At 66.7% G+C, this 10485-nt stretch carries 10 protein-coding genes; 7 read left to right on the forward strand and 3 right to left on the reverse strand.

Annotation, left to right across the window (positions count from 1 at the left end; translation table 11 throughout):
* From JHC36_RS01810 to JHC36_RS01820, 3 genes are all read right to left on the reverse strand, one after another.
* Nucleotides 1-293 (reverse strand): sodium:proton antiporter (locus JHC36_RS01810; protein ID WP_287915106.1); only part of this gene is annotated, 293 nt, incomplete at its 3' end.
* Between the two features lie 64 nt (nucleotides 294-357).
* Entirely contained in the window at nucleotides 358-1101 is a 744-nt protein-coding gene (locus JHC36_RS01815) for a nitroreductase (RefSeq protein WP_287915109.1), read from the reverse strand.
* Nucleotides 1098-1571 carry an acyl-CoA thioesterase gene (locus tag JHC36_RS01820; RefSeq protein WP_287915112.1) on the reverse strand — a complete coding sequence of 158 codons (474 nt, stop codon included), beginning with the start codon at nucleotides 1569-1571 and terminating at the stop codon, nucleotides 1098-1100. The genes JHC36_RS01815 and JHC36_RS01820 overlap by 4 nt, the downstream gene beginning before the upstream one ends.
* Nucleotides 1572-1830: 259 nt before the next feature.
* Here JHC36_RS01820 and phaP point away from each other — a divergent pair, with 259 nt between their 5' ends.
* The 7 genes from phaP (at nucleotide 1831) to dnaG (ending at nucleotide 10262) form a co-directional block, all read left to right on the forward strand.
* Nucleotides 1831-2382 carry a TIGR01841 family phasin gene (gene phaP / locus JHC36_RS01825; protein ID WP_287915115.1) on the forward strand — a complete coding sequence of 184 codons (552 nt, stop codon included), beginning with the start codon at nucleotides 1831-1833 and terminating at the stop codon, nucleotides 2380-2382.
* A 417-nt stretch (nucleotides 2383-2799) separates the two neighbouring features.
* Nucleotides 2800-3558, forward strand: coding sequence for a 3-hydroxyacyl-CoA dehydrogenase (locus JHC36_RS01830; protein WP_287915117.1), 759 nt, complete (start codon nucleotides 2800-2802; stop codon nucleotides 3556-3558).
* A 142-nt stretch (nucleotides 3559-3700) separates the two neighbouring features.
* On the forward strand, nucleotides 3701-4723 hold the full coding sequence (locus JHC36_RS01835) for an ABC transporter substrate-binding protein (RefSeq protein ID WP_287915119.1): 1023 nt from the start codon (nucleotides 3701-3703) through the stop codon (nucleotides 4721-4723).
* Nucleotides 4724-4727: 4 nt separating this feature from the next.
* Nucleotides 4728-5555 (forward strand): ABC transporter ATP-binding protein, encoded by an 828-nt coding sequence (locus JHC36_RS01840; RefSeq protein WP_287915122.1) that lies wholly within the window; start codon nucleotides 4728-4730, stop codon nucleotides 5553-5555.
* Between the two features lie 4 nt (nucleotides 5556-5559).
* Entirely contained in the window at nucleotides 5560-6387 is an 828-nt protein-coding gene (locus JHC36_RS01845) for an ABC transporter permease (protein WP_287915125.1), read from the forward strand.
* Nucleotides 6388-6451: 64 nt separating this feature from the next.
* Nucleotides 6452-8290: a gamma-glutamyltransferase family protein gene (locus JHC36_RS01850; protein WP_287915128.1), complete on the forward strand. Its 1839-nt coding sequence runs from the start codon at nucleotides 6452-6454 to the stop codon at nucleotides 8288-8290.
* Between the two features lie 58 nt (nucleotides 8291-8348).
* Entirely contained in the window at nucleotides 8349-10262 is a 1914-nt protein-coding gene (dnaG, locus tag JHC36_RS01855; RefSeq protein ID WP_287915131.1) for a DNA primase, read from the forward strand.
* Nucleotides 10263-10485: the final 223 nt, after the last annotated feature.

Consider the following 10485-nt stretch of genomic DNA (forward strand, 5'->3'; position numbering starts at 1 on the left):
GCCACCGCCGCATGCACCAGCACCCCGCCGGCGGCGCCCGGCCCGTACGCAGCCGCAAACGGCAGCAGAAACGCCAGCGCCCAGCCTGCAGCCACCTTGCCGTAGTGGTGATGCCAGAAGAATGGCGCCAACAAGGGCATGAGCGCAATCGACAGCAAAATGCCGGCGAACGGCACCGCCCAAAGCACAGACAGGTTCGCCCCGTCGAGGTCGGCGGCGACCGCCAGCGAGGGAACGCTGGCGATCGCCAGGGCAAGAGTTGCGGCCCCAAGGGCGCGCCGGGTGGTTTTCATGAGCGAAGGTCTCCGGTGACGTCGTCAGAAATGCAAGGTGAAGGCGCGCTCGGGCGGTGATACCTCAGGCCAGCCAGTGCGTGAAGGCGTCGACGGGCTCACGCTCGGTGCGGAAGTGGTTCTCGGGTGCGGATTCATCGGCGTAGCCCAGCGCCATGCCGCAAACCAGCATTTCATCGGGACCGGCGCCGATGTGCGGCAACACGATCTTCGCAAAGCCGTTCCATGCCGCCTGCGGGCAGGTGTGCAACCCGCGCGCGCGCGCCGCCACCATGATGTTTTGCAGAAACATGCCGTAGTCGAGCAGGCTGCCGCGGCCCAGGATGCGGTCGATGGTGAACATCAGCCCCACCGGCGCATCGAAAAAACGGAAATTGCGCTGGTGCTGCGCGTGCATCCGTGCCTTGTCGGTCTTGCCGATGCCGAGCGCGCCGTACAGCCCCCAACCGCAGGCCCGCCGCCGGTCGATGTACGGGCTGACCCATTTCTCGGGGTAATAGTCGTACTCTTCCCGGTACTCGGCCGCGAGCGCCGGGTCGGCAGCGAGCGCGTCGTGCGCGGCGCAGACCTTCTGCACCAAGCTGTCGCGCGCCGCCCCTTGCAACACGTAGACCTTCCAGGGCTGGGTGTTGGTGCCACTGGGTGCGCGCGAGGCCACCCGCAAAAGATGCTCGATGGTCTCGCGCGGAACGGCACGCTGCAGGAAGGCGCGCGCCGAGAAGCGGCTTTCGATCGCCGCGTCGACGCTGTCGGGGTCGCGGACCACGGTACTGACCGGCTCGCTCGGTCGGGTGTTGGGTGCATTCATTGCAGTGTCTCCAAAACGCCCCGGAGCGCCGGCGGCAATGGCACCGGCCGGCGGCTCTGCCGGTCGACGTAAACATGGACGAAGTGGCCATGCGCGGCGCTCAACGCCTCGCCTTGCGCAAACAGCCCGATCTCATAGCGCACACTCGATCCACCGAGCCGCGCGACGCGGATTCCCGCCTCGACGGTCTGCGGAAACGCCAGCGGCCCGAAATAATGGCATTGCGTTTGCACCACCAGCCCGATGACGCCGCCATGCTCGATGTCGAGCACACCACGCTCGATCAGCGTGGCGTTGACCGCCGTGTCGAACCAGCTGTAGTACACGACGTTGTTCACATGCCCGTACACGTCGTTGTCCATCCACCGCGTGCTGATGGAGCGCCACGCCCGAAAGTCGGCGCGCGGCCGTGGCGCGGGACGGGACTCGGGGCTTCGCGGGGGCTCGGTGCTGGGGCGTGTCTCGCTCATCGTGGCTCGGCGGGCGTGTTCATGCGCTGCGATTCTGCCAGCGGCGCCGCCAGAAGGCGCATGAAATCGTCGGCGTCGTCACCCTACACGGATCGGTTTCTAGAAAATCACCTCTATTTGGTGCGCCGCAGCAAAAAAATGCTTGCATTCGGGAAAACCCGCCCTACAATTTGTCCATGCTGCACTGCAACATGAATCGGGCTCTTCCCGGGTCGGTTCGGCGCAGATGGTGAAACCCCAACCTGAAGGAGAATTTCCGATGCTGACCCCCGAACAACTGCTGGCCGCGCAAAAAGCCAACATGGAGACCTTGTTTGGTCTGACCAACAAAGCCTTCGACGGCGTCGAGAAGCTCGTCGAGCTCAACCTCGCCGTCGCCCGTGCCACGCTCAAAGAGAGCGCTGAGAATACCCAGGCGCTGCTGAGCGCCAAGGACGCCCAGGAACTGCTCGCCCTGCAAGCCGGCATGTTCCAGCCGCTGGCTGAAAAGGCCGCTGCGTACAGCCGTCACGTCTACGAAATCGCGCAGTCGACCGGCGCCGAGTTCACCAAGACCTTTGAAGCCCAGGCCGAAGACGCGCAGCAAAAGTTCGCCGCTTTGCTCGACAACGCGGCCAAGAACGCGCCGGCCGGCTCCGAAACCGCCGTCGCCATGATGAAGAGCGCCGTCGCTGCCGCCAACAATGCGTACGAGTCGGTGCAAAAGGTCGTCAAGCAAGCCGCGGACGTCGCCCAAGCCAACATGGAAGCCGTGGCCTCGACCACCGCGACCGCGGCCAAGACGGCGACCGCCGGCGCTAAAAAGCGCTGAAAACCAAAGGCAACGCTGAATAAGTTCCCGCGATGGGGTGCGCGCCCGGCCGCGGGATGAGATGCGAGGCGCAAACCGCAGCCATAGCCGAAGCTATGGCGAGGATTTGCAACGACGCAGACCGCCCGCAGCCGGGATGCGCAACGCGCGAGGGGCTTTTTCAGCGTTGCCCAAAGCCCGCAGACCGAGGTGGAAATGGAGCGCTCGCTCTAGCAAACCATCGGCCTGTTCGGGCATAATTTGAACTTGACGGTCGTTCGACAAACTCGTGCGATCCTTTATTGGTTGTCTCCTCGGGTCCTTTCGAAACCTCTAAGGTTCAGGGATCCTTTCAAAGGCTGGTCTTGCGACCAGCCTTTTTTTTGCCTTGGGCATAATTGACGTTTACGTTAACGTCAACTCATCCAGGAGACTTCCATGCAAATCGAAGGCAAGGTGTTCATCGTCACCGGCGGCGCGTCGGGCCTCGGTGAAGGCACGGCGCGCATGCTCGCGGCCCATGGCGGCAAGGTCGTCATCGCGGACATGCAGGCCGACAAGGGCCAGGCCGTGGCGACGGCCATCGGCGGCGCCTTCGTGCGGTGTGATGTGAGCAGCGAGAGCGACGGCCAGGCGGTCGTGGCCCAGGCGGTGTCACTGGGCAAGCTCATGGGCTTGGTCAATTGCGCGGGCATCGCGCCCGCCGAGCGGACGGTGGGCAAGAACGGGCCGCACAGCCTGGCCACTTTCACCAAGACCGTCATGGTCAACCTGGTGGGCAGCTTCAACATGATTCGGCTCGCCGCCGACGCGATGTGCAAGAACGAGCCCGAGTCCACGGGTGAGCGCGGCGTGCTGATTTCCACCGCCAGCGTGGCGGCCTTCGATGGACAGATCGGCCAGGCGGCCTACAGCGCCAGCAAGGGCGGGGTCGTCGGCATGACGCTGCCGATCGCGCGGGACCTCGCGCGCAACGGCATTCGCAACATGACGATCGCCCCCGGCATTTTCGGCACCCCGATGCTGTTTGGCATGCCGCAAGAGGTGCAAGATGCCTTGGCGGCGAGCGTGCCCTTCCCCAGCCGCTTGGGCACGCCCGAGGATTACGCGAAGCTGGTCAAGCACATCATCGAAAACGAGATGCTCAACGGCGAAGTGATCCGACTCGACGGCGCCATCCGCCTCGCCCCGCGTTGAAAGCTCCTGATTTGGTAGCACTTAAGCGCCATTTCACGCTGGCATACTGGCGTTTTGTCGGCTTTTTTGCCGCGGGAGTATGATTTTTGCGCCCTCGCAGCCGCTGGGGGGCACCCTAAGAACATTTCCAGGAGACAACCCTATGAAACGCCGCCTCGTTCTCGCCAGCGGCCTCGCCGCGGCGCTGCCCCTGTCCGCGCCCGCGCAAAGCCTCGAAAAACCGAAGCTCACGATCGCGGTCGGCGGCAAGAACCTGCTCTACTACCTGCCGCTGACGGTGGCCGAGCAACTCGGTTACTTCAAAGCCGAGGGGCTCGATGTCACCATCGTCGATTTCGCCGGCGGCGCCAAGGCGCTGCAAGCCGTGGTCGGCGGCAGCGCGGACGTGGTCTCGGGCGCGTTCGAGCACACGTTGAACATGCAGCTCAAGGGCCAGCCCATGCGCGCCTTCGTGCTGCAGGGGCTCGCCCCGCAGATCGTGCTGGGCATCAATCCCAAGACCCTGCCCAACTACAAGACCCCGGCCGACCTCAAAGGCAAGAAGATCGGGGTTTCGGCGCCGGGCAGTTCGACCAACATCGTGGCCAACTTCGTGCTCGCCAAGGCCGGGCTCAAGCCGACGGACTTTTCCGTGATCGGGGTGGGCGCGGGCAACGGGGCGGTTGCTGCCATGCGTGCCGGGCAGATCGACGCGATCAGCAACCTCGACCCGGTCATCACGCTGCTGCAACGCTCGGGCGACCTGCAGATCATCGCCGACACCCGCAAGCCCGCCGAAGCGGAAAAAGTCTTCGGCGGCCCCATGCCGGCGGGCTGCCTCTACGCGCCCGTGGCCTTTCTCGACAAGCACCCGGCAACGGCCCAAGCGCTTGCCAATGCCATCGTGCGCGCCGACAAGTGGATTCAGCAAGCGGGCGCCGGCGACATCATCAAGGCCGTGCCGGAGAGCTACCTGCTTGGCGATCGCGCGGTGTACGTGGACGCCTTCCTCGCCGCCAGGGGCGCGCTCTCGCCCGACGGACTGATCCCCGAAAAAGGCGCCGAAACCGCCTACCGCGCGCTCGCCAGCATCGACCCGAAGATGGCTGCCGCCAAGCTCGACCTCAAGGCCGTCTACACCAACGAGTTCGCGAAGAAGGCCAACGCCAAGTACCCGAAGGGTTGAGCCGGTGACGCGCGCACACACCGCCGCGGCGCTCGAATTCCGCGGCGTTTCCTGCACCTTCGTGTCCCGGGATGCCCCGGCGCAGCGCTACACCGCCGTGCGCGACGTGGATCTCACCGTCGCCGCGGGCGAGTTTGTGAGCGTCGTCGGCCCCACGGGCTGTGGCAAGAGCACGCTGCTCAATGTGGCGGCTGGCCTGCTGATGCCGAGTACCGGCACGATCCGCGCGTTTGGCGAGCCCGTCGTCGGCGTCAACCGCCGGGCGGGCTACATGTTCCAGGCCGAGAGCCTCATGCCCTGGCGCACCGCGCGCGACAACGTGGCCGCGGGGCTGGAATTTCGCGGCGTGCCCCTCGCCGAGGCGCGCGCGCAGGCCGACGATTGGCTGCGCCGCGTCGGCTTGGGCAGCTTTGGCGACCGCTACCCGCACCAGATGAGCGGCGGCATGCGCAAGCGCGCAAGCCTCGCGCAAACCCTGGTGCTCGACCCCGACATCATCCTGATGGACGAGCCGTTTTCCGCACTCGACATCCAGACTCGGCAGCTCATGGAAAACGAGTTGCTCGACCTCTGGCAGCGCAAGAAAAAAGCCGTCCTGTTCATCACCCACGACCTCGACGAAGCCATCGCCATGAGCGACCGTGTCGTCGTGCTCTCCGCCGGCCCGGGCAGCCACCCCATCGGTGACTTCAGCATCGACATTCCCCGGCCCCGCGACGTCGCCGAGGTGAAGATGACGCCGCGCTTCATCGACTTGCACCGCGCCATCTGGGACGTGCTGCGCGAAGAAGTGCTCAAGGGCTACGCCCAGCAACTGCAAAAGGTGGGCTGAAACGATGTGGCAACTCCTCAAGCCCCGGGCCGGCACGCTGCGCCTGTGGCAGGGCGCGCTGCTGCTCGCCTTGTTCGCGTTCTGGCATGTGATGACGCAGCCGGGGCTGATTCCGCCTTTCATGTTCGACAACGACCGCCAGGCCGCGTTCTTCTTCGGCCAGCCGCTCGTGGTGCTGAGCCGGATCTGGGCCTGGTTCGTCACCGACGCCGACATCTACCCGCATCTGTGGGTGACGCTGCTGGAGACGGTGGCGGCTTTTGGCATCGGCTCCGTGCTGGGGCTGGCTGCGGGCCTGTGGCTCGCGCTCGCGCCCATGGCCTCGGCCATCCTCGACCCGTTCATCAAGGCCGCCAACTCCATGCCCCGCATCATCCTGGCGCCGATCTTCTCGGTGTGGTTTGGGCTGGGCATGGGCTCGAAGATCGCGCTGGGCGTCACGCTCGTGTTCTTCATCGTGTTCTTCAACGTCTACCAGGGCGTGAAGGAGGTAAGCCCCGTGGTGCTCGCCAACGCGCGCATGCTCGGTGCGAACCAGCGCCAGCTGCTGCGCCATGTCTACCTGCCCAGCGCGACGAGCTGGGTGTTCAGCTCGCTGCACACCTCCGTCGGGCTGGCCTTCGTCGGTGCGGTGGTCGGTGAGTACCTGGGTTCGGCCTCGGGTGTGGGCTACCTGATCCTGCAAGCCGAGGGCAGCTTCGACATCAATACCGTCATGGCCGGCATCCTGGTGCTCACCGCGTTCGCGCTGGCCCTCGACGCTGCCGTGGGCCGCATCGAGCGACAGCTGATGAAGTGGCAGCCCAAGGCGGGTGAGACCGAGAAACTCTGACAGCCGCCGCGAACGCTGCGAGTATCGCTAACGGGCCGAGAACGAACTCGTCAAAGGAGCCGCCATGAATGGAACCTTCCGTCGTTGCCGCAGCGCTTGGCTCGGCCTCGCAGCCGCCTGCCTGCTCGCCGCCTGCGCCAGCGCCCCGCCGCGGCTCGAGTACGCCGTCCCGAACCAGCCCGAGGCCGCCACGGGCCTCAACGCCAAACCGGGCTGGACAACCACGCGTTTTGCGGTCGCCGCTGCCAACCCGCTGGCCACCGATGCGGGCTACCAGGTCTTGAAGGCGGGCGGCAGCGCGGTCGATGCCGCCGTCGCGGTACAAATGGTTCTGGCGCTGGTCGAGCCGCAGTCGAGCGGCCTCGGCGGCGGCGCCTTCCTGCTGCACTGGGACGGACGCCGCGTGCAGGCCTACGACGGGCGCGAGACCGCGCCGGCCGCGGCCGATGAAACGCTGTTTCTGCGACCCGACGGCCAGCCCATGGCCTTTCACGAAGCGGTCGTCGGTGGCCGCTCGGTCGGCGTGCCTGGCGCGGTGCGCATGCTGGAGCTCGCCCACCGTCAGCACGGCCGCTTGCCGTGGTCCGAGTTGTTCCGGCCCGCGATCACGCTCGCCGAGCAGGGCTTCCCGATGAGCCCGCGCCTGCACAGCCTGCTCGCCAACGACCGCTTCCTGCGCGACGACCCGGTGGCGCGCGCCTATTTCTACGGTCCAGATGGGCAACCCTGGCCGGTGGGCCACAGGCTCCAGAACCCCGAAATGGCCGCCGTGCTGCGCCTGATCGCCACACAAGGATCGCGCGCGCTGCACGAAGGGCCGGTGGCAGCGGCCATCGTCGCGAAGGTGCAAGGCCATGCGAAGAACCCCGGGACGCTTTCGACCACAGACCTTGCCGGCTATCAGGCCAAGGAGCGCGAACCGCTGTGCCACGGCTGGACCGCACGCGGCCGGAGTCTGCGCCTCTGCGGCATGCCGCCACCGAGTTCGGGCGCGCTCGCGATCGGACAGATCCTCGGGCTGCTCGCCCACACGCCCGCGGCCGAGATCCCGCTCGAAGCGGGCTTACCCTCGGCCGACTGGCTGCACCTCTACACCGAAGCGGCACGCCTGGCGTTTGCCGACCGCGCACAATACGTCGCCGACCCCGACTTCGTCGCACCGCCTGCGGGCACGTGGTCGAGTCTGCTTGCCCCGGCTTACCTGGCCGAACGCGCCAAGCTCATCGGCGTGGCGCCCGACGCCCCGTCGATGAAGCTCGCCCGTCCGGGCCACCCCGGACGGCTCCAGACCAGCCTCGCCCCCATGCCCGAGCAGGTCGAGCACGGCACCAGCCACATCAGCATCGTCGATGCCGAGGGCCACGCGCTCGCCATGACCACCACCATCGAGGACGCCTTCGGCTCGCGGCAAATGGTCACCACCCAGCCCGCGCGCAGCGGCGGCTTCCTGCTCAACAACGAGCTCACCGACTTCAGCTTCACGCCCCGAGACGCCAGCGGCACACCGATTGCCAACCGCGTACAGCCCGGCAAGCGCCCGCGCTCCTCGATGTCGCCCACGCTGGTGTTCGACGCGGCCACGGGTGAACTGCTGATGAGCGCCGGCAGCCCAGGCGGCGCACTCATCATCCACTACACCGTCAAGACGCTCTATGGCAGCCTGCAATGGGACCTGAGCCCGCAGCAAGCCATCGACCTGCCCAATTTCGGCTCGCTCAACGGACCGACCTTGCTCGAGGAAAAACGCTTCCCGGCAGCCACCGTCGAGGCGCTGCGCCGACGCGGCGCCGAGGTGCGTGAAATGCCCATGACCAGCGGCCTGCAAGCCCTCATGCGGCGGCCCGGCGGCGGCTGGCTGGGCGGCGCCGACCCGCGACGCGAAGGGGTGGTTTTGGGAGACTGAGGCGAGCGTCCGGTTCCCCTCGGCGCTGGCTGGGGGTCGAATCGGCGAAAATGGCCGCGTGGCCATTCCCCAGTCCTTCATCGACGAGCTGCTCGCCCGGGTCGACATCGTCGACGTCGTCGGCCGCTACGTGCCGCTGCGTAAAGCCGGCACCAGCTTCGTCGGTCTGTGCCCGTTCCACAGCGAAAAATCCCCGAGCTTCAACGTCGTTCCGACCAAGCAGTTCTACCATTGCTTCGGCTGTGGCGCGAGCGGGAACGCCATCCGATTCCTGATGGAGCACCTCGGCCTGGGGTTCATCGACGCGGTCGAAGATCTGGCCACGCAGGTCGGCCTGACCGTGCCCAAGGAAGAGCGCAGCCTTGCCGATCAAGCCCGTGACGCCGCCGAGCGGACGCGCCGCCAGACCTTGGGTCTGGTGCTCGAGCAAGCCGCCCAGGCCTGGCGGCGCGCCCTCAAAGACGCGCCGCGGGCGATCGAATACCTCAAAGGGCGCGGCGTCAGCGGTGCGGTCGCGCGCCAGTACGGGCTCGGTTACGCGCCGCCGGGCTGGCACTTCCTCGCCGGGGTTTTCCCGAATTACGACGATCCCCTGCTGGAGGAAAGTGGGCTGGTCATCACCCAGGGCGAGGACGAGGGCGAGCGCCGCCGGTACGACCGCTTCCGCGACCGCATCATGTTCCCGATCCGCAACATCAAAGGCGACTGCATCGGCTTTGGCGGGCGCGTGCTGGGCGATGAAAAACCCAAATACCTCAACTCGCCCGAAACCGCCCTGTTCCACAAGGGCCGCGAGCTGTATGGCCTCTACGAAGCCCGCCAGGCGATCCATCAAGCCGGCTACGCGCTGGTCACCGAGGGCTATATGGACGTGGTGGCACTCGCCCAACTGGGCTTTCCCAATGCGGTTGCGACCTTGGGCACGGCCTGCACCCCAGAACATGTGCAAAAGCTGTTTCGACAAACCGACTCCGTCGTCTTCAGCTTCGACGGTGACGCTGCCGGCCGACGCGCGGCGCAAAAAGCCTTGATCGCCGCCCTGCCCCACGCCACCGACCTGCGCAGCGTCCGCTTTTTGTTCTTGCCGCCCGAACACGACCCCGACAGTTACATCCGCGCCTTGGGGCAGGCCGCGTTCGCGGAGCGCGTCGCCGAGGCTGTGCCGCTCTCGCGCTTCCTCCTCGAAGTCGCGGCGCAGGAATGCGACCTCGACAGCGCCGAAGGCCGGGCCCGCATGGTTCGGGCCGCCCAAGCGCTTTGGCAAGCGCTCCCCGAGGGCGCGCTGCGCCTGCAGATCCTGGAGGACTTGGCACGCGCCGCTCAGATGAGCACCGCCAACCTCCTTGCGGTCTGGCAAGCCAACCCCGCAACAAGCGGCACGCCCGCGGGTGGCCGCAGCGACACCGCGCCTCACGGAGCGCCGACCTACCCGGCGGCGGGACGCGGCCATCCCGGCGCCGTGCGGTTTCTGGGCACGAGCCGCAGACCGCTGCGGCGCCCCGCACCCATCGGCAAGGCAGACCATGCCGCGCGTCTGGTGCTCGATGACATGGCCCAATGGGAACATCTCACGCACGAGGATCAAGCCCTGCTGTGCGCGCTGCCCGAGCCGCATGGCGAGCTGTTCCGGTGGATCGACCGGACCTTCCATGACCAAGGGCCGCTCCCCTGGGGCACGCTGCGCGAGGCCTTGCGCGGAGAGCCGTTCGAGGATCTGGCGCTGCGCGCGATGTCGCTCGCCCGCGAACTGGCCCGCGGCAGCGACGAGCGTCGACCCCATGAAGCCCAACAGGAGTTGCGCGGCCTGCTCAATCGCATGCTGCTCGAACATTTGAGCGCACTCGAAAACGAGGCCGTCGCGCAGGCCGCGGAGGACCCCTCTGCGCTCGATCGCTTGCGCGCCCTGCACGAGCGCCGGCGTCAACTCCAGGCGGGGCTCGACGCCGTCGAATCGCACGCGCCGAGTCCTTGAACCTAAATCCGGCAGTTGACCGCTTCTCGCGAAAAGCAATGTGTTGATGTTTCAACAATTTTCGGTGCGCGGCCCGTTCACCGTTTGGGTGAGCGCTGCGCACCCGTTCGAGCCGCCCTCGGGCGCGCCCAACTGCCGGATTTAGGTTGAATAATTGCCGGATCGGATATACTTACCGGTTGCCTACGGCAAGAGCGACAGCAGCACCTCCGGGCCAGGCCAC

This window comes from Tibeticola sp. (assembly GCF_022759015.1).
Classification (GTDB): Bacteria; Pseudomonadota; Gammaproteobacteria; order Burkholderiales; family Burkholderiaceae_C; genus Tibeticola; species Tibeticola sediminis.

Coding starts and splice junctions, on each gene's coding strand:
- JHC36_RS01815 (WP_287915109.1), bottom strand. CDS start 1,101: ATGAATGCACCCAACACCCGACCGAGCGAGCCGGTCAGTACCGTGGTC.
- JHC36_RS01820 (WP_287915112.1), bottom strand. CDS start 1,571: ATGAGCGAGACACGCCCCAGCACCGAGCCCCCGCGAAGCCCCGAGTCC.
- phaP (WP_287915115.1), top strand. CDS start 1,831: ATGCTGACCCCCGAACAACTGCTGGCCGCGCAAAAAGCCAACATGGAG.
- JHC36_RS01830 (WP_287915117.1), top strand. CDS start 2,800: ATGCAAATCGAAGGCAAGGTGTTCATCGTCACCGGCGGCGCGTCGGGC.
- JHC36_RS01835 (WP_287915119.1), top strand. CDS start 3,701: ATGAAACGCCGCCTCGTTCTCGCCAGCGGCCTCGCCGCGGCGCTGCCC.
- JHC36_RS01845 (WP_287915125.1), top strand. CDS start 5,560: ATGTGGCAACTCCTCAAGCCCCGGGCCGGCACGCTGCGCCTGTGGCAG.
- JHC36_RS01850 (WP_287915128.1), top strand. CDS start 6,452: ATGAATGGAACCTTCCGTCGTTGCCGCAGCGCTTGGCTCGGCCTCGCA.